The sequence below is a fragment of the Rahnella inusitata genome (assembly GCF_018288855.1).
GTDB lineage: Bacteria > Pseudomonadota > Gammaproteobacteria > Enterobacterales > Enterobacteriaceae > Rahnella > Rahnella inusitata.
In genome coordinates this window covers 1,634,913-1,652,417 of sequence record NZ_CP065024.1, presented here as the reverse complement: position 1 = coordinate 1,652,417, position 17,505 = coordinate 1,634,913, and the positions used below count along the sequence as shown (strand labels likewise).

General features: G+C 52.3%; 19 protein-coding genes. 9 read left to right on the top strand and 10 right to left on the bottom strand.

Going from position 1 to position 17,505, the window contains the following annotated elements; translation table 11 throughout:
* Positions 1-2: 2 nt before the first annotated feature.
* Positions 3-1,028 (top strand): HoxN/HupN/NixA family nickel/cobalt transporter, encoded by a 1,026-nt coding sequence (locus I2123_RS07800; protein ID WP_213052131.1) that lies wholly within the window; start codon positions 3-5, stop codon positions 1,026-1,028.
* Positions 1,029-1,033: 5 nt separating this feature from the next.
* Here the strand turns inward: I2123_RS07800 and csgC are convergent, their stop codons facing one another.
* From csgC to I2123_RS07785, 3 genes are all read right to left on the bottom strand, one after another.
* Entirely contained in the window at positions 1,034-1,363 is a 330-nt protein-coding gene (gene csgC / locus I2123_RS07795) for a curli assembly chaperone CsgC (RefSeq protein WP_213052130.1), read from the bottom strand.
* Between the two features lie 91 nt (positions 1,364-1,454).
* Positions 1,455-1,928 carry a curli major subunit CsgA gene (gene csgA / locus I2123_RS07790; RefSeq protein ID WP_112168291.1) on the bottom strand — a complete coding sequence of 158 codons (474 nt, stop codon included), beginning with the start codon at positions 1,926-1,928 and terminating at the stop codon, positions 1,455-1,457.
* Positions 1,929-1,977: 49 nt separating this feature from the next.
* Complete coding sequence (locus I2123_RS07785) at positions 1,978-2,466, bottom strand: curlin (RefSeq protein ID WP_213052129.1); 489 nt, start codon at positions 2,464-2,466, stop codon at positions 1,978-1,980.
* Positions 2,467-3,340: 874 nt separating this feature from the next.
* Here I2123_RS07785 and csgD point away from each other — a divergent pair.
* The 4 genes from csgD (at position 3,341) to csgG (ending at position 5,750) form a co-directional block, all read left to right on the top strand.
* Positions 3,341-3,991: a biofilm master transcriptional regulator CsgD gene (gene csgD / locus I2123_RS07780; RefSeq protein ID WP_112168289.1), complete on the top strand. Its 651-nt coding sequence runs from the start codon at positions 3,341-3,343 to the stop codon at positions 3,989-3,991.
* Between the two features lie 4 nt (positions 3,992-3,995).
* Positions 3,996-4,391: a curli production assembly/transport protein CsgE gene (gene csgE / locus I2123_RS07775; RefSeq protein WP_213052128.1), complete on the top strand. Its 396-nt coding sequence runs from the start codon at positions 3,996-3,998 to the stop codon at positions 4,389-4,391.
* Positions 4,392-4,451: 60 nt separating this feature from the next.
* Positions 4,452-4,844 (top strand): curli production assembly/transport protein CsgF, encoded by a 393-nt coding sequence (csgF, locus tag I2123_RS07770; protein WP_112168310.1) that lies wholly within the window; start codon positions 4,452-4,454, stop codon positions 4,842-4,844.
* A 72-nt stretch (positions 4,845-4,916) separates the two neighbouring features.
* Positions 4,917-5,750 carry a curli production assembly/transport protein CsgG gene (csgG, locus tag I2123_RS07765; RefSeq protein ID WP_112168287.1) on the top strand — a complete coding sequence of 278 codons (834 nt, stop codon included), beginning with the start codon at positions 4,917-4,919 and terminating at the stop codon, positions 5,748-5,750.
* A gap of 60 nt (positions 5,751-5,810) precedes the next feature.
* Here the strand turns inward: csgG and I2123_RS07760 are convergent, their stop codons facing one another.
* The gene (locus I2123_RS07760; RefSeq protein ID WP_213052127.1) at positions 5,811-6,269 is read right to left on the bottom strand and encodes a nuclear transport factor 2 family protein; all 459 of its coding nucleotides are present in this window, start codon (positions 6,267-6,269) and stop codon (positions 5,811-5,813) included.
* A gap of 216 nt (positions 6,270-6,485) precedes the next feature.
* On the opposite strand from I2123_RS07760, the gene I2123_RS07755 reads away from it, so the two are divergent.
* Complete coding sequence (locus I2123_RS07755; protein WP_244879894.1) at positions 6,486-8,261, top strand: DUF4153 domain-containing protein; 1,776 nt, start codon at positions 6,486-6,488, stop codon at positions 8,259-8,261.
* 49 nt (positions 8,262-8,310) lie between these two features.
* Here I2123_RS07755 and I2123_RS07750 read toward each other — a convergent pair whose 3' ends face one another.
* The 3 genes from I2123_RS07750 to I2123_RS07740 all read right to left on the bottom strand — a co-directional run bounded on the left by I2123_RS07750 (position 8,311) and on the right by I2123_RS07740 (position 10,880).
* Complete coding sequence (locus I2123_RS07750; RefSeq protein ID WP_213052125.1) at positions 8,311-8,829, bottom strand: cytochrome b; 519 nt, start codon at positions 8,827-8,829, stop codon at positions 8,311-8,313.
* Between the two features lie 135 nt (positions 8,830-8,964).
* Positions 8,965-10,224: an alanine transaminase gene (gene alaC / locus I2123_RS07745; RefSeq protein WP_213052124.1), complete on the bottom strand. Its 1,260-nt coding sequence runs from the start codon at positions 10,222-10,224 to the stop codon at positions 8,965-8,967.
* Between the two features lie 119 nt (positions 10,225-10,343).
* Entirely contained in the window at positions 10,344-10,880 is a 537-nt protein-coding gene (locus tag I2123_RS07740; RefSeq protein WP_213052123.1) for a GNAT family N-acetyltransferase, read from the bottom strand.
* A 157-nt stretch (positions 10,881-11,037) separates the two neighbouring features.
* Between I2123_RS07740 and I2123_RS07735 the strand changes: the two genes are divergently transcribed.
* Together I2123_RS07735 and I2123_RS07730 are read left to right on the top strand one after the other, a co-directional pair.
* Complete coding sequence (locus I2123_RS07735) at positions 11,038-12,741, top strand: sensor histidine kinase (protein WP_112168282.1); 1,704 nt, start codon at positions 11,038-11,040, stop codon at positions 12,739-12,741.
* 74 nt (positions 12,742-12,815) lie between these two features.
* Positions 12,816-13,571: a LytR/AlgR family response regulator transcription factor gene (locus I2123_RS07730; RefSeq protein ID WP_213052122.1), complete on the top strand. Its 756-nt coding sequence runs from the start codon at positions 12,816-12,818 to the stop codon at positions 13,569-13,571.
* A gap of 36 nt (positions 13,572-13,607) precedes the next feature.
* On the opposite strand, the gene glk is transcribed toward I2123_RS07730, so the two are convergent.
* The gene (glk, locus tag I2123_RS07725) at positions 13,608-14,573 is read right to left on the bottom strand and encodes a glucokinase (RefSeq protein ID WP_112168280.1); all 966 of its coding nucleotides are present in this window, start codon (positions 14,571-14,573) and stop codon (positions 13,608-13,610) included.
* Between the two features lie 327 nt (positions 14,574-14,900).
* On the opposite strand from glk, the gene I2123_RS07720 reads away from it, so the two are divergent.
* Positions 14,901-16,166: an ion channel protein gene (locus tag I2123_RS07720; RefSeq protein ID WP_213052121.1), complete on the top strand. Its 1,266-nt coding sequence runs from the start codon at positions 14,901-14,903 to the stop codon at positions 16,164-16,166.
* 3 nt (positions 16,167-16,169) lie between these two features.
* On the opposite strand, the gene I2123_RS07715 is transcribed toward I2123_RS07720, so the two are convergent.
* Entirely contained in the window at positions 16,170-16,871 is a 702-nt protein-coding gene (locus I2123_RS07715; protein WP_213052120.1) for an aspartate/glutamate racemase family protein, read from the bottom strand.
* Between the two features lie 102 nt (positions 16,872-16,973).
* On the bottom strand, positions 16,974-17,447 hold the full coding sequence (locus tag I2123_RS07710; protein ID WP_213052119.1) for a multidrug/biocide efflux PACE transporter: 474 nt from the start codon (positions 17,445-17,447) through the stop codon (positions 16,974-16,976).
* Between the last annotated feature and the right edge of the window lie 58 nt (positions 17,448-17,505).

Sequence of the window (17,505 nt, the reverse complement as noted above, 5' to 3'; positions counted from 1 at the left end):
CCATGATTAACCGCGCGTTTTTTCATACCCATCGCCGTGCCTTTTGGCTTTTTATAGGCCTGATCGCCGTCAATCTGCTGGCCTGGGGCTGGGCGCTGGCGGCGTTTCGCCACAGCGCAGCACTGATTGCGGCGGCGCTGCTGGCCTACGGTTATGGCCTGCGCCACGCGGTGGATGCCGACCATATTGCGGCGATCGATAACGTCACCCGCAAGCTGATGCAGCAAGGCCAGCGTCCGGTCGCGGTTGGGGCGTTTTTTTCACTCGGCCATTCGAGCATTGTTGTGCTGGCCTGCGTGGCAATCGCCGCCACATCGCTGGTATTCGGCAATAAAATCGGCTGGCTGCACGATTACGGCAGCACCATCGGCACGCTGGTTTCGGCGTTATTTTTGCTGATGATGGCGCTGCTGAATGCGTTGATCCTGCGCGATGTCTATCGCCGTTTTCAGCAAGTGAAACACGGCAAAACTTTCACGGATAAAGAGGAATTGCACCAGATTCAGGGCGGCGTGATGAGCAGGCTATTCAGCTTCGCCTTCAATATGGTGAATAAGAGCTGGCAAATGTATCTGGTGGGATTTCTGTTCGGGCTGGGCTTTGATACCGCCACGGAAATTGGTCTGCTGGGGATTTCAGCGGCGGGGGCATCGTCGGGCATGTCAGTGTGGAGCATCATGGTGTTTCCGGCGCTGTTCGCCAGCGGCATGGCGCTGATTGATTCACTGGATAACTTTGTGATGGTCGGTGCCTACGGCTGGGCGTTCGACAAGCCGGTGCGTAAGCTCTATTACAATATGACCATTACCGCCACCAGCGTGGTGATTGCGCTATTTATTGGCGGGCTGGAAGCGCTGGGGCTGATGGCCGATAAGCTGGAACTTCACGGCGGAGCGTGGTCGGTGGTTGAGCGACTGAACGACAATATGGGCAGCGTGGGTTACGCCGCGGTGGCTATCTTCGTGGTGTTCTGGGGGATCTCGGCGCTGAATTATCGCCGCAAAGGGTACGATAATCTGGCGGTCTGATGCCGTTACGCATCACCCGGTAAAGTAATTCGTTTTTCCAGACGCAACGTGCCGCCGTCGGTGACGGTAATCATGATTTGCGTTTTGCTGCCCGGCGTTACCGAAAAACGCATACGCCCCAGCGGCTGAGGCTGATTGGCTGAGAGGTTGACGTTGCTGCTCTGATGGCTGGTACTGTTACCGGCGCCGCCTTCTTGCGAGACCGACACCGCCACCTGACAGGCACAGGCTTTGGTGAGATTGACCATCGGCGTCACTACGTAACTTTGTGCATCGCTTTGGGTATCGAACCAAAGCTGATTCGACATGACTGCCGCGATCAGAAGTAAATGCATATTTTTATCCTCAGACACATCATTAAAACAGTCGAAAAAAAACAGGGCTAGTGCCCTGTTTTTAACTCACTCCGTATAAGGAGAAAGCGAATCAGTTTTGAGACGCATACGCCAGGTTAGCAGTGCCCACCTGAGTGATGCTGGTCAGAGAACCATTGGCACCCTGAGAAGCTTGCGCATAGTTGCCTGAACCATTCTGGGAGACCAGAACTTTACTGCCGTTAGCGCTTTGCGCCACGTTAGTATTGTTATAGTCACCTTTTTGAACCACGCTGATCAGGCTGCCATCACCGGTCTGATTGGTACCGGCACTGTTTCTGTACCCATCCTGATTAACCGCAGTCAGCGATTTTTGAGCCCCGGTCTGAGTGGCATTCGCGAGGTTTGCGGTACCCTGCTGATAAATCTGAATTTCAGAATTCCACTGGGTGGCCGTAAACGTCGGCACTGTGGATGGAGGAGTAGAAGGACCGCCGCCACCACCGCCGCCGTGATTGTTACCGGTTGCGAATGCACTGCCACTGACGACTAAAGCGGAGACTGCCACAATTTTCCAAAGTTTCATGATGCTACCCCATTAGTTAAATATCGGATGTCATAAGAACGTATGTTATTTAATGCTGTGTCACTCTAATCGCCATTCCTGACGAGTTTTGTACAACACCGCTGGTCTGGTTCGTACCATTCTGGCGTATCTCAGTTACACTCCGGCCTTTTTGCAGAATGTAAGCCGTGTTGCCAAAATTTTGTTGCGTAATGGATGAATTCCCGCCGCCGGTTTGCGAAATATAGGCAAAATTATCGCTGCCGCTTTGAGAAATATCCGCGTTATTTCCATTACCTCGTTGTTTTATCAGTGCGGTATTGTCTGAGCCTGACTGCCGGATAATGCTGGAACTGCCATTTCCCGCCTGATTACTGTAGGCCGCATTACTATTACCGTTCTGATAAATCATTGATGTATTCCCTGATGAACTTCCCGCACCGGTATAATATTGTTCGGCGCTGCCGGAGCTTATCTCCGGGAAAGCCATATCATATTGTTGTGCGTGAACGACCCAGGATGCTGAAAGTAACGCCAGGGTCAATAAAGTCTTTTTCATTGCGTCACCCTGTATTAAAGCCGGAAACCAATTTCTTGCTGACCGGTTTTATTGCTGTTGACGAATTGATTATGGAGTTATCGGGAAATAAGAAACTCACCCGCACGGCGTATTTTAATTTCGCAGTTCATTACAAAGTATGAGTCGCTCCGTCTCATGCGGATTGACCAGACGATTTTGGCTAAAGGTCAATATCGCTAATCTGGTGTATGGCATTAATCCTAAAGTAACGGGAAAGAGTCATTTAATTAATCACACAAATGCAACTATTCTTAATACTTCGGGAACGTTCCCTTTTCAAATAAAGCGATCTGCGCCACAATTCCGAGGCTTATAATTGAGGTCAAACCCCCGCCATACTGCCGTTTCCCACCTTTTGCACCCCGCAGAAGGGTGTTCTTACGTCCGCCACCTAAGTTAAATCGATAATTAGGGGGGCCAATATTTGCGTTATTAAAGAGGAAACATGCAGTGTATTGCAGTTTACGGAGGGTGTTTATGGCCAGCGTAACGTTAAAAACACAGGCTTAACAAAGGCAAACGTTAAGATTATGTAAACTGCATTACTTAAGTTTAATTTAACAGGCCAGAAGAAAATACTCACAATACATTAGGAAAACTTTATACATTTTGAGTTACATTTTGAAACATAAATAAGCCTTGCGTAAGAGAGGCCAAACGCTAAATTGAGTCTGTACCGCACATGAAATGACCTGAATTATTATGTGCACCAGGTTGTGTTTATTTTCTCTTTTTAGATATACACAGCAAATAACCAGCTATAGATTTAGCAAAAAAGTTAACGGCCTATTTTCTGTTTCCTCTATCGGATGACAGCAGGCCGTGACGATAAAAATCAGGGCAGGGTTTGATTATGCTTAATGAAGCGGCGATCAATAATAATATCCTTTTATTAGTGACAAAACCGTCATTGCAGGCCAGTGCTTTATTGCAACAATTGAAACAGCAACTTTGTGTCAACACACGACTTCACAACATTCATAAATCTTTAGAGGATCAATATCTTCATCAGACGTTAATTCTCTTCGATATGATGGAGGCTGATCGCCGCACGATTGATCACTGGCAATCAGCATTACATCATTATCACGATAGCGTGAAGTTATTATTATTAAATACGCCTGACGAATATCATTTCCGGGAAATTGAAACCTGGCCGCGGATCAGTGCTGTGTTTTATCTCTCGGCCGATGAAAACAATCTGGTTGAAGGAATTAAAAGCGTGATCCGCGGAGAGTGCTACTTCTCGCAGGGCTTTGCCAGCTATCTGATCAACCAGTCCGGTGCCTTCCGTCATCTTCATTCTGAGGACACCGGACTGACCCATCGTGAAAAAGAGATCCTCAATAAATTACGCGTCGGCGCCTCGAACACTGAAATCGCGCGGTTGCTGTTTATCAGTGAGAACACCGTAAAGACGCATCTCTATAATTTATTTAGAAAAATCTCGGTTAAAAACCGCACTCAGGCGGCGTCCTGGGCCAACGACAATCTCAAGCGCTGACATCATGACACTTTGCAGGAAGACCTTCTGGCTGTGGCTGGTGCTGCTCTGCGCCTCCTGCCTGCATGTTCAGGCAGCAGATGTGAAAGACCCCGGCCTGATTACCGACCACACGGTAACCTCGGTCGGCCATGATTTTTATCGTGGTTTTACCGATAAGTGGGACCGCAACTACCCGGAAACCATCACTATTTCTGAACGACCCAGCGCACGCTGGGGCAGCTGGATCAGCATCAAAATAGGCCAGGACACGCTCTATCAGACGCTGTTGTTCCCAAACCGTCGCAATTTTAATAAGGACATCGACACCGCCATAGATGGCGTCACCGAGGCGCTTTCACGTCGCCAGTTAGACAAGGCGTTACTTGGCACCGGGGATCTTGCCCATGATGAATTTTAATGCACAGCCTCTTGTAAGGAGAGCATCGTGAATATTCCAGTTTCAGTCCCCCGCTCGGTGATGCTGCTGGCGTTGCTGACGGCGTCCCCACTTTCCTGGGGCGGCAATATGGTGTTCCAGTTTGTGAATCCGAATTTTGGCGGTAACCCGAATAACGGTTCGTTTTTACTCAACGAGGCGCAGGCGCAGAACTCGTATAAAGACCCTGACAGCTATGACTTTGGGTCGTCCGGCACCTCGGCGCTGGATAACTTCACGTCATCGATTCAGTCGCAACTGCTTGGCAGCCTGATGGGTAACATCAATCAGGGCAAACCGGGGCGGCTGGTGACGCAGGACTTTATAGTCGATATCCAGAATACCGACGGGCAGCTGGTGATGAATGTTACCGACCGCCAGACCGGCAAGGTATCCACCATTCAGGTTCAGGGTTTGTCTTCCACGACGAACTAATACCGAAGAACAAAATCCCCAAAATAATTCGATATGAAATCGAAATAAGAAGGGAAAAATGGGAATCAGATCATGCGCAATTACTTATTACTCATCGCAGTTTTTGTGTTGAGCGGGTGCCTTGCAGCAGCACCTAAAGAAGCCGCAAGACCGACATTATTACCACGTGCGCCCAGCTACACCGACCTGACACATCTCCCTGCCCCGCAGGGCCGGATCTTTGTCTCTGTGTATAACATTCAGGATGAAACCGGGCAGTTTAAACCGTATCCGGCGAGTAACTTCTCGACGGCGGTGCCGCAGAGCGCCACGGCGATGCTGGTCTCCGCGCTGAAAGATTCGAAATGGTTTATCCCGCTGGAACGTCAGGGGCTGCAAAACCTGCTTAACGAACGCAAGATTATCCGCGCCGCGCAGGAAAATGGCAGCGTCGCCATCAACAACCAGCGACCGCTGGCTTCGCTGGTGGCGGCAAACATTTTGATTGAAGGCTCAATCATCGGTTATGAAAGTAATGTGAAATCAGGCGGGATTGGCGCGCGGTACTTCGGGATCGGCGCCAGCACGCAATACCAGTTGGACCAGATAGCCGTGAACCTGCGCGCTGTCGACGTCAATACCGGGGAAGTTCTGTCGTCAGTGAATACCAGTAAGACGATATTGTCATATGAAGTGCAGGCCGGGGTGTTCCGCTTTATCGACTATCAGCGTCTGCTGGAAGGCGAACTGGGCTATACCACCAACGAGCCAGTGATGCTTTGCCTGATGTCGGCCATTGAATCCGGGGTCATTTATCTGGTCAATGACGGTATCGATCGTAATCTGTGGCAGTTGCAGAATCCTTCAGAGATCAATTCACCGGTTCTTCAACGCTATAAGAACACTATTGTCCCTGCCGAATCCTGATGGGAGGCAGTTGGCGAAAGATAGCCGCTGGTTGAGGCGGCTGTCTTTCCTTTTTTAACGTCAGGCTTTATTTTCCTCAGTTTTCACCACCTGCCGGTAATTATTGACGCGTTTTTTATCCTCAAGATTGAAGTCAGGATCAAGGTAAATGCTCACCCGCTTAATCAGTAACGCGTCAAATTCAAACACCGTACAAAAATGATGACTGCCTGTTTGTGACGTCGGCCAGCGATCGCCGTTTTGCATCACCCCGCGCATCTGGCCTTCCAGCACCAGGGTATCGCCATCATAGACAAACCGGAACCCATCCTGAATGTGCTGGATTTTGTCGATCTCCAGCGCGAAACGCTTACCTAATTCTCCCAGTGAGGATTTGCCCTGAGCGGTGCCAAACTTAGGAAAGAACAGCTGTACGTCTTCCGCAAAAAGATCTAATAAGGAAGCATCTGCCAGATCCAGTTTGGCGTAAAAATTCTTCACAACGTTGATGCGTTTATCTTTCAATTGTTGTTCTGTCATTTTCACCTCGAATTCTCTCTCCCAGCCTCAAGCCTAGTGACTGTCGCTGAATTTGCCAGTTATGCAGCCGGGCTCACAAAAATGACAGCCTGGCCAGATCAAAGAGTTTTCTGCACTCCTTCGCGGAACCCATTACACTGACAGCACTTTTTAATTTACCTGCCCTTACATTTTGGAGAGTCACGGATGCCTCAGTTCACCCGCGCAGGCAGCGTTATGCCACCTGTTCCCTCAGCCACCCGCGCATTGATCTTCGCGATTTGCGTACTCCAGGGGCTGTTGCTGTATTTCTTCCTTTCGTACCACGCGTCACCCGCGCTCGAATCCCTTAGCCATAATATTTACGGCCAGACGATGGCATTTACATTACCGGTACTGATTTCTTTATCTGTGGTGAGACTGAATGACCGTCGTTTTTGGGGCTGTATGGCTGTGCTCGCGCTGCTGCTCGCGGGCATGTCGGCATGGGTTAACAGCAACAGCACGGCAACACCGGCGGACTCGCTGCTCCTGCCTTTTTATCTTTCACTGATCCTGCTTATCTATTTTGTGCTGCCGTGGTTGCAGGTGCAGTCTTTCCCGTCAGAGACGCGCTACCGCTATGCCAATCTGGCCGCCTGCTATTCGCAAAATACGCTATGCCTGATGTTCACCCTGCTGCTGATGCAGCTGACCGTCGGCGTGCTGGCCCTGTGCAGCGCGCTGTTCCGGCTGATTGGCATTGATTATTTCCACGAGCTTTTCTTCGACACGCCGCTGTTTATGTGGCTGGTTTACGGGGTATTGCTCGGGATCAGTATCATCACCTGCCGCACACAGCCGTCGCTGATGAATGTCACTAAAAATATCATCCGCCTTATCCTGAAATGTCTGCTGCCGCTGGTGGCGTTCGTGGCATTGATCTTCCTTTTCGCCCTGCCGTTTACTGGCCTGAAAGCCTTGTCGACGGCCTGGTCTGCCGCCAGTCTGCTGACCGTGATGGCGATGAGCATTCTGATCCTGGTTAACGTGGTACGGGAAACGGACAGCGCGGTGAAGCCCTATCCGCGCTTCATACGCCTGATGGTCAATGCCGCTGTCCTGCTGCTGCCGGTGTATGCAGCGCTGGCGATGTACGCGACCGGGCTGCGCATCGCGCAGTACGGCTGGACGCCGCAGCGCATGTGGGCGGTGCTGACCATCGGCGTGACACTGGTGGCGTCGGTTTGCTATAGCCTGTCGGTTATCGATAAGCGCCCCGAGTGGTTGCCGCACATCACGCAGTTCAATAAACCGCTTTCGCTGCTGGTGGTGCTGCTGGTGATCGCCGTAAACAGCCCGTTGCTCGACCCTTATCGCATCAGCGTGAATAATCAGATTGCCCGTTTAGACGAAGGGAAAACCCAGGCGAAAGATCTCGATCTGAGCATGTTGCGCTTCGATACCGGTCGTCGCGGAAATGAAGCGCTGAAAGATTTACAGCAAAACCCGGCGTTTATGACCGATCCACGCCTGATGGCCATACTGAAAAATACGATTTCGCAGACGTCACGCTGGGGATCTTACGGTGTGGAAGATGCCGCTCAGGCGGCAAAAAATTATCGTCCGGAAAACGCGAAGAAAATGTTTCAGCTGGCGAAAGGCTCGGTTTCACCCGAGGATGCCTGGTGGAACAGCCTGCCGGAACTGGAGAAATACAGTAGCACGTTGCGCGATTGTCTTGGCCTGCAGGGCGCGTGCATCCTGAATACGCTTGAGCTCAATAATGACAAACAGAAAGAAATTTTCCTGTGTAATACGCTCAATACCGTTTCCATTAACTGCCGTATATACGCTAAACAGTCAGGGAAATGGCAGCAATCCGGCGAACTTTATCTTTATGATGACAAAGATAAAAACGGGCTGATCCAGGCACTGCGCGACGGGGAAGTGAAACCGGTGCCGCGTAAATGGGCGGACGTGCAGATTCAGGGGAAACGTCGGGTGGTCCATTACAGCAGCGAAAATGAGTAATTCTATATGTCATTCACCGGCAGGCATTCCGCCTGCCGGTTTATCAAAATTAAGGCGTCATACGTAACAGCGTATCGTCCTTACGAACGTAATGATGATAAATCGCCGCCAGCGCGTGTAAGCCAATCAGGTAATAACCGCAGTTCGCCAGAAACTCATGCGTTGCTTTTACCGCACTGCGCGTGTCGGGATCAGGCGTCACAAACTGCGGCACCTGCCAGCCCAGTAAAAACCACTCTCGCCCGCCAAACTCCAGCGTCAGCACGCCCAGCACCGGTAACGACAGAAAAAGCAGATACAAAATGCCATGAATCGCATGCGAAGCGGCATGTTGCCAGCGCGGCAGCGGCGGCGTGACCGGCGGCGTGGCGTGACGGGTGCGAAGAAAAATACGCGCAAACATCAGCAGCCAGACGCAAATCCCAAAGTTGAAGTGCAGCAGCTTGACCAGCGGCTGATTGTCTTCCGGGAAATAATCGCGGGTTAGCATTGCGGCGTAGGTCAGGATAATCATCAGCAACGTCGCCCAGTGCAGGCTTATCTGAGACAGCGAATAACGGGTTTTCATAAGTCATTTCCTGGGGAGGATGAACACAATATCAACAGGGGTATCGAAGTGAGTATAAGGGGTAATCATGCAGACTTTATGAAAACAAAAGATAAAAAAACCGGGACAAGCCCGGTTTAATGCAAAGACATTGAATTACGGATTGAGCGCAGGATCCTGTTCCACCGGGGGTTCACCCGCCGCTTTCTTCGGAGGAAGCAAACCGTCGGCGCGGAACATCGCTTTGATGCCGCGAAGCGCCTGACGGATCCTGTCCTGATTTTCGATCAGCGCGAAACGCACGTGGGTATCGCCGTAATCCCCAAAACCGATGCCCGGAGACACGCAGACTTTGGCCTCCGCCAGCAGACGTTTAGCGAATTCCAGCGAACCTAAATGGGCATACGCCGGCGGGATTTTTGCCCAGACATACATCGACGCTTTCGGATTTTCCACCATCCAGCCTGCTTCGTGCAGACCGCGTACCAGCACGTTACGACGCTGACGGTACTGCTCGGCGATATCTTTCACACATTGCTGATCGCCCTCGAGCGCCGCAATCGCTGCAACCTGAAGAGGCGTAAAGGTGCCGTAGTCGTGATAACTTTTGATACGCGCCAGCGCGCTGACCAGCTCAGGGTTACCCACCATGAAGCCGATGCGCCAGCCCGCCATATTGTAGCTTTTTGATAGCGTAAAGAATTCCACCGCGATGTCTTTTGCACCCGGCACCTGCATGATCGACGGAGCTTTCCAGCCGTCATAGACGATGTCGGCATAGGCCAGATCGTGGATCACCAGCACGTCGTACTGTTTCGCCAGCGCAACCACGCGTTCGAAGAAATCAAGTTCCACGCACTGCGCCGTCGGGTTAGACGGGAAACCGAGGATCATCATTTTCGGACGCGGAATGGTTTCGCGAATGGCTTTTTCCAGCTCAGCGAAGAAATCCACCCCTTCGGCCAGCGGTACGGAGCGCACCTGCGCACCGGCTATCACCGCACCGTAAATGTGGATGGGATAACTTGGGTTCGGCACCAGCACGGTGTCACCATGATCCAGCGTGGCCAACATCAGATGCGCCAGACCTTCTTTCGAACCGATGGTGACGATGGCTTCGCTTTCCGGATCAATCTCAACCTGATAGCGATCCGCATACCAGCGGGAAATGGCGCGGCGCAGACGCGGGATACCGCGTGAGGTCGAATAACCGTGAGTGTCTTCACGCTGGGCAACCTGCACCAGTTTTTCCACAATGTGTGGCGGTGTCGGGCCGTCGGGGTTACCCATACTGAAATCGATGATGTCTTCGCCACGATGGCGCGCAGCCATTTTCAGCTCAGCGGTGATGTTGAACACATAAGGGGGAAGACGATCAATGCGTGAAAAACGACGTGGTGAACGTGAGTCAGCCATAAATTCCTCGAGGATACGTAAGCGCCCGGACCGTCCGAGCGACGCTGGCCGCTTTGCGGCCTTCCACGAACATATCGCAGTCGCAAAAAACTGTCGAGAGAGTGAGCAAAATTTTTTAATTAAGAGCGCGGATCGCTTTTCAGCAGCCCCAACAGCCAGTCGTTCTTCCACTCTTCCCCGATGCGGTAGCTGTCGCGCAACAGCCCTTCCATCAGGAAACCACATTTCTCCAGCACGCGGCGAGAGGCGTGATTGCCTTCGAGCACGTTAGCCTGTAAGCGGTGAAAATCGCAGTGATCGAAGGCGAAATTCAGCACTTCACGCAGGGATTCCGCCGCGTAGCCTTTGCCCTGATGTTCAGGTGCCAGAATAAACCCCACCTCCCCTTGCTGATAAGGTCGCCAGTCGGGAAAGAATCCGGTCAGTCCGACGGCGGAGCCGGTCTCTTTTTCGCGGATCAGTAAGCACAACCAGAAATCACAGTAGCGATCCCAGTTACCCAGACGCTGCTCAAACCGGCTGTGGATCTGAGCAGGGGTTTCGAGATTACCGATAAAACGCATGACGTCAGGGGTCTGGTATAACCGCAGGAAAAAAGCCCAGTCGTCGGCCTGAAGCGGCTGCATCACCAGCCTTGAGGTGGATAACGAAATCATGTCCAAAACTCCCTTGCTGTCTGATCACTATCCCTGATTTTATCGTGCCAAAACAGACGGCGGAGGGTCTGTCCGGTGGTTAATCACGGGCCTTTTACATATAATAAACCACGAATTAATTTAGCGTGATTATACAATGTCGCGCAGAGAACCTGCCATGCAACACATGTTCGATATGCTGCTGGCGGTCTTTGACCGCGCAGCGCTGATGCTGATCTGCCTGTTCTTCCTCACGCGCACCCCGCTGTTTCGCAAACTGCTGCACAAAGAAAACGAAAACCATACGGCGCTTGAGCTGGCGGCGGTCACGGCGATTTTCTCGTTGTTTGCCATTTTCGGCACGCTCTCGGGCATCAACGTCGAAGGGTCACTGATTAACGTGCGAACCATCGCCATTATGTCCGGCGGGATCCTGTTCGGTCCGTGGGTGGGAATTATCACCGGCGTGATTTCCGGTACGCACCGTTTTTTGATAGACATTCACGGCCCGACCTCCATTCCTTGTCTGATCACCAGCATTACCGCCGGCGTGCTTTCGGGCTACATCAATAAGAAAGTCAAAAAGGCACTTCACTGGAAGGTCGGTATCCTCGCCGGAATGTTGTGCGAAACACTGACCATGGTGCTTATCCTGCTGATGGCGCGCCCGTTTTCGCTCGGGCTGGATATCGTGATGAACATCGCCGCGCCGCTGATCCTCGGTGCCAGCTCTATCGGGCTAATCGTACTGCTGGTGCAAAGCGTCGAGGATGAAAAAGAGGTGATCGCCGCCCGCCAGGCAAGGCTGGCACTGGATATCGCCAATAAAACGCTGCCCTATTTCCGCGATATCAACGCCGAATCGTTAGCCAGTATATGCCGGATTATCCGCGATGATATCGATGCCGATGCGGTGGCGATCACTGATAACAAAAATATTCTGGCGTACGTCGGGGTGGGAGCAGAAGAATACAATATCGGCCATGAAACGCTGAGTGACATGACCAAAGCCACGCTGGAAAGCGGGGAAATCACGGTCAGAAATAACGACGAAATGCACCGCACGCCGCAAATTCACTCGCTTATCATTATCCCGCTGTGGGAAAAAGGTGAAGTGACCGGTTCGTTGAAAATCTATTATTGCGACCCGCACCGCATCACCTATTCGCTGAAAGTTATGGCGATCGGGCTGTCGCAGATTATGTCGACGCAGATGGAAGTGTCGCGTACCGAACAGCTGCGCGAAATGGCGAACAAAGCCGAAATGCGCGCGTTGCAGAGCAAGATAAATCCGCACTTCCTGTTTAATGCCTTGAATGCGATTTCCTCATCGATCCGTGCCAAACCTGACGTCGCTCGCCAGCTGGTAATCAATCTCTCCCGTTATTTGCGCTACAACCTGGAGCTGAACGACGAGCTAATCGACCTGCGCAAGGAGCTGCATCAGGTGCAGGATTACATCGCCATCGAACAGGCGCGTTTTGGCAGTAAACTGACGGTTATCTACGATATTGATGATGATATTTCGGTGAAAATACCCAGCCTGCTGATCCAGCCGCTGGTGGAAAACGCCATCGTGCACGGCATTCAAAAATGCAGCGGCAAAGGTGTGGTGGTGATTTCAATCAAGCACCATGCAAAGGGTATCTGGGTTTCTGTGAAAGACACCGGCCACGGGATTAATCAGGAAACCATTGACCGCGTGGCGCGTAATGAAATGCCGGGCAATAAAATTGGACTGCTGAATGTGCATCACCGCGTCTCTTTACTGTATGGTCAGGGGCTGGTGATCCGCCGCCTGGAGCCCGGCACCGATATTTCGTTTCTGATAACCCAATCCCCGGCAAAAGTCACGGCAGCCCTCGAGAGCGATATAGCCTGACCACGTTTGAGGGAAAATTGTTCACACTTTTTACTCATGCCCGCTTTTCGGGCGTTCGCACGGGGGATAATTCCATGAAAGCTATTATCGTCGAAGATGAAGTGCTGGCTCAGGAAGAGCTGAGTTATCTCATTAATACGCACAGCAGCATCAAAATTGAAGCCACGTTCGACGACGGGCTGGACGTGCTCAAATATCTGCAAACTCATGAAGTCGATGCGATTTTTCTCGATATCAGCATCCCTTCCCTCGACGGCGTATTACTGGCGCAGAACATCAGTAAATTCGCCCACAAGCCGTACATCGTGTTTATCACCGCCTACAAAGAACACGCTGCCGAAGCCTTTGAAATCGAGGCGTTCGATTACATTCTTAAGCCGTATCATGAGTCGCGCATTGTGACCATGCTGCAAAAACTGGAACTGCATTTTGCGCGCGATAAGCAGAGCGTGAATAAGCCGGAAGACGTTCATCCGGCCCAGGGCAGCGCCACCCGCGTGAGTCACAGCATCAATCTGATTAAAGACGAACGCATTATCGTCACTGACATCAACGATATTTATTACGCGGCCGCGCAGGAAAAGGTAACGCAGGTGTACACACGTAAAGAAGAATTCACCATGCCGATGAATATCACCGAGTTGTGCAACCGCCTGCCGGAAGAACATTTTTTCCGCTGCCACCGGTCGTATTGTGTCAATTTGTCGAAGATCCGCGAGATCGTGCCGTGGTTTAACAACACCTACATTTTGCGGTTAAGCGATCTGGATTTTGAAGTGCCGGTGAGTCGCAGTAAAGTGAAAGAGTTCAGGCAGTTAATGCGGTTTTGATATGGCTTCCTCCCCTTCGCAGGGGAGGGAGTAAAATCAGATGGTCATACCCATCGACTGGCGCAAGTAGGCACCTGCACCTAATAATCCCGGCTGATCGTAAGTGATCAGGAAGACAGGAATATCCATCAGGTAATCTTTGAAGCGGCCTTTATCTTCGAACGCGGCGCGAAAGCCCGACGCTTTGAAGAATTCCAGGAAGCGCGGAACGATGCCGCCTGCGATGTACACACCGCCGAACGTGCCCATGTTCAGCGCCAGATTGCCCCCGAAACGCCCCATAATCACACAGAACAGCGACAGCGCGCGGCGACAGTCGACGTTGTCATCTGACAGCGCCAGTTCGGTGACGTCTTTCGGTTTGAAGTTTTCCGGCACGCGGTTATCGGATTTTACGATTGCGCGGTACAGATTCACCAATCCCGGACCGGAGAGAATACGCTCGGCAGAAACGTGACCCATTTCGGTACGCAGCTGCTCAAGGATGATGTCTTCCTCTTCACTGTTCGGTGCAAAATCCACGTGACCGCCTTCGCCCGGCAGGCTCAGCCACTGCTTATTGGCGTGGATCAGGTGCGCGACACCCAGACCCGTGCCCGCACCGTAGATCACCGCCGGTTTGCCATCCAGCGCTTTCTTACCGCCGAATTGCAACAAATCCTGTTCTTTCAACATCGGGATCGCCATTGATACGGCGGTGAAGTCGTTGATGACTTCCAGATGCTGCAGGCCAAGGCTTTTTTTCATTTCAGCAATGGAGAACGCCCACGTATGGTTGGTCATCGCCACCCAGTCACCGGTGATCGGACAGGCAATCGCAATACACGCATCCTCAATCTCCTGATGCTGCTGCGAGAGATACTCACGCACCGCCGCTTCGAGACTGTCGTAATCCAGCCCGGAAAAGGTTTGTGACTGTGAAATTTCGCCGCTGTCTAAAGCGCAAAGCGCCAGACGGCAGTTAGTGCCCCCGACATCGCCCACCAGGGAGTATTTGGTCATGTTATTCTCCACGAAAATAATGTAGTTATACTGCGCACCCGCGTCAAAACGGCTGGGCCAGAGAGTACGCTGCCCGACGCCACGATGTAAGCGGTATTCATCGATTAATGCGACTGGCTAAAGCCTGCTAACAAGGCTATACAAGGTAAAAGTGCTGAATAAATCGTGTGGGCAAAATAGCCGTATTTGCTATACGCTGCAACGCTGTTTTGAACCAACGCACATTTATGCGGCATGTCACACAAAATAATGTCGAAGGTCCGCAACCCGACCGCATTAAGATTCATCGGAACTATCAGATAAGTATAACTATAAGGAAATATTTGCATGTTTCATCCCCGCGCCAGAATCATGCTGGCTTTCGCCCTGCCTGCTCTCATTATCGGCGTGTTATCGAGCCTGATTCTGGTGGCGGTTATGATGATTGCCGGCGCGCTGCAGACCTTATTGTGGCAGCACATTCCCGCTGTCCTGCACATCAACACCCAGTCCGCCAGCTGGACGTTGTTCATGCTGACGCTGACCGGGATCGGCGTCGGTGCGCTGATTAAGTATATGCCAGGACACGCCGGGCCGGATCCGGCGGCAGAATCACTGATTGGCGCACCGGTCGCAGTGAACGCCTTACCCGGTCTGGCACTGGCACTGATGCTCGGTTTAGCAGGGGGTGTCAGCCTCGGACCTGAATATCCGATTACGGTGATCAATATCGCGCTGGCCGCAGCGTTTGGCGCACGGTTTATGCCGAAAGTTCCGACCACCGATTGGGTGATCCTCGCGGCATCGGGCACCATCGGTGCGCTGTTTGGCACACCGGTTGCAGCCGCGCTGATTTTCTCGCAATCGCTCGGGACCAATAAAGATGTGCCGCTGTGGGATCGCCTGTTCGCTCCGCTGGTCGCGGCAGGTGCCGGGGCGATCACCACCGATCAGTTCTTCGAACCGGATTTTTCGCTGAGTATTCCACCGTATGACAGCTCTAATTTGATCGATATTTTCAGCGGTTCGGTGGTGGTGCTCATTGCCGTTGCGCTGGGTATGATCGCCGTGTGGTTGTTCCCGCACGTACACAGGCTGTTTAACAGCATTCAAAATCCGGTGCTGAAACTGGGGATCGGCGGGTTTGTACTTGGCCTGCTGGCGCTGATCGGCGGGGAAATCACCCTGTTCAAAGGGCTGGATGAGATGAAGGAACTGGCGCATTCCAACCAGCTGTTTGAGATGGGGCCGCTGCTGGCGATCACCCTGACCAAACTCGCGGCCTTAGTGGTAGCGGCAGCCTGCGGTTTTCGTGGTGGACGCATTTTCCCGGCGGTATTTGTTGGCGTCTCGCTCGGCCTGATGCTGCATCAGTACGCGCCAGATGTACCGGCGGCGGTGACGGTTTCCTGCGCCGTGATGGGCATGGTGCTGGTGGTCACGCGTGACGGCTGGCTAAGTTTGTTTATGGCCGCCGCCGTGGTGCCGGGGCTGAAATTATTGCCACTGCTGTGCATCGTGATGCTGCCAGCCTGGCTGATGCTGGCAGGAAAACCGCTGATGCTGGTGGCGAAACAGCAGCTGCGTCGTCAGCCGCCGGATCCTGAGTCGTAAAGCTTAAACATCTTCTTTAAGAGAGAACTCCGCCGCCGCCAGCGCATGGATGGCGGTGGTGTCGAAGACCGGCACGCTGGCGTCTGCCGCACCGACCAGCAGGGTGATTTCAGTGCAGCCCAGAATAATGCCTTCAACGCCCTGCAGCTCCAGTTTGGCAATAATCTGGCGGTATTCTTCGCGTGATGCGTCATTAACGATCCCCAGACACAACTCTTCGTAGATGATCCGGTGGACAATTACGCGGTCGGCTTCATCCGGCGTCACGACCTCAATCTGATGAATATCCTGTAAACGCCCGCGATAGAAATCCTGTTCCATGGTGAAACGGGTGCCAAGCAGACCGATTTTTCGCAGCCCCTGCCCTTTAATTTTTTCTGCCGTCGCATCAGCGATATGCAGTAACGGCAGGCCGCCGATGCGTTCGATATCGTCCGCCACTTTGTGCATGGTGTTGGTACAAACCACAATCACCTCTGCCCCGGCGCGCGCCAGGGCATTGGCCGCATTACCGAGGATTTCGCCCGCCTGCTGCCAGTCTCCGGCCATTTGCAGTTTTTCAATTTCATAGAAATCGACGCTGTAGAGAAATAGTTTGGCCGAGTGTAAGCCGCCGAGCTGCTGCTTGACGTGTTCGTTGATCATACGGTAATACGGCACGGTGGATTCCCAGCTCATGCCGCCAATCAGCCCTAACGTCTTCATCTTCGCCCCTGAATGTGTGTGATGTGCAAAACCATAACCGACAAAAAGCCCGCAAACAAAGAAAATGTCTGCGGGCTTTTCGGTGTGACGTCAAAACGACGATCAGTGCTTCGCGGGGCAATCCTGCATTGTCTGACGACGGCTTATCAAGCGTTGACGCAGGGTGTCGTAGATCCAGTTGTACGCCACGGTGTACGGCAGGAAGAACAGGAAGAACCCGATTTCCAGCATGAAAGCGTCCAGCAGGCTGATACCCAGCCACAACGCGGCAATCGGCAGACCGATAAGGATAAAGCCGCCTTCAAAACCCAAAGCGTGAGCCACGCGGATTTTAAACGTCCGCACCACGCGCGATACGGGCCACAACCGGTCAAAGATGCTGTTATAAACGATGTTCCACACCATCGCCGTTGTCGACAACATGATGGCCAGTGCGCCCATTTCCCAGACCGGTTTATTTAATAACCAGGCCGCTGCCGGGGCTGAGATCAGCACGGCCAGCGTTTCGAAGCCCACCGCATGTAAAATGCGCTCGCCGAAGGTTTTCTGAGAGATGTTCCGTGTTTGCTTAGACATAAAAACCTGCCTGATTCCTGAATATTGATGAGTGACGGTTGTCACAGGCGGGCATTAT

Excerpts from the sequence above, each read along its gene's own strand:
- I2123_RS07740 (WP_213052123.1), bottom strand. The coding sequence starts at position 10,880 with ATGATTTCGTTATCCACCTCAAGGCTGGTGATGCAGCCGCTTCAGGCC.
- csgC (WP_213052130.1), bottom strand. The coding sequence starts at position 1,363 with ATGCATTTACTTCTGATCGCGGCAGTCATGTCGAATCAGCTTTGGTTC.
- alaC (WP_213052124.1), bottom strand. The coding sequence starts at position 10,224 with ATGGCTGACTCACGTTCACCACGTCGTTTTTCACGCATTGATCGTCTT.
- I2123_RS07785 (WP_213052129.1), bottom strand. The coding sequence starts at position 2,466 with ATGAAAAAGACTTTATTGACCCTGGCGTTACTTTCAGCATCCTGGGTC.
- I2123_RS07715 (WP_213052120.1), bottom strand. The coding sequence starts at position 16,871 with ATGAAGACGTTAGGGCTGATTGGCGGCATGAGCTGGGAATCCACCGTG.
- I2123_RS07730 (WP_213052122.1), top strand. The coding sequence starts at position 12,816 with ATGAAAGCTATTATCGTCGAAGATGAAGTGCTGGCTCAGGAAGAGCTG.
- I2123_RS07710 (WP_213052119.1), bottom strand. The coding sequence starts at position 17,447 with ATGTCTAAGCAAACACGGAACATCTCTCAGAAAACCTTCGGCGAGCGC.
- csgA (WP_112168291.1), bottom strand. The coding sequence starts at position 1,928 with ATGAAACTTTGGAAAATTGTGGCAGTCTCCGCTTTAGTCGTCAGTGGC.
- csgG (WP_112168287.1), top strand. The coding sequence starts at position 4,917 with ATGCGCAATTACTTATTACTCATCGCAGTTTTTGTGTTGAGCGGGTGC.
- csgF (WP_112168310.1), top strand. The coding sequence starts at position 4,452 with ATGCTGCTGGCGTTGCTGACGGCGTCCCCACTTTCCTGGGGCGGCAAT.
- I2123_RS07760 (WP_213052127.1), bottom strand. The coding sequence starts at position 6,269 with ATGACAGAACAACAATTGAAAGATAAACGCATCAACGTTGTGAAGAAT.
- I2123_RS07720 (WP_213052121.1), top strand. The coding sequence starts at position 14,901 with ATGTTTCATCCCCGCGCCAGAATCATGCTGGCTTTCGCCCTGCCTGCT.
- csgE (WP_213052128.1), top strand. The coding sequence starts at position 3,996 with ATGACACTTTGCAGGAAGACCTTCTGGCTGTGGCTGGTGCTGCTCTGC.
- I2123_RS07750 (WP_213052125.1), bottom strand. The coding sequence starts at position 8,829 with ATGAAAACCCGTTATTCGCTGTCTCAGATAAGCCTGCACTGGGCGACG.
- I2123_RS07755 (WP_244879894.1), top strand. The coding sequence starts at position 6,486 with ATGCCACCTGTTCCCTCAGCCACCCGCGCATTGATCTTCGCGATTTGC.
- I2123_RS07800 (WP_213052131.1), top strand. The coding sequence starts at position 3 with ATGATTAACCGCGCGTTTTTTCATACCCATCGCCGTGCCTTTTGGCTT.
- glk (WP_112168280.1), bottom strand. The coding sequence starts at position 14,573 with ATGACCAAATACTCCCTGGTGGGCGATGTCGGGGGCACTAACTGCCGT.
- csgD (WP_112168289.1), top strand. The coding sequence starts at position 3,341 with ATGCTTAATGAAGCGGCGATCAATAATAATATCCTTTTATTAGTGACA.
- I2123_RS07735 (WP_112168282.1), top strand. The coding sequence starts at position 11,038 with ATGCAACACATGTTCGATATGCTGCTGGCGGTCTTTGACCGCGCAGCG.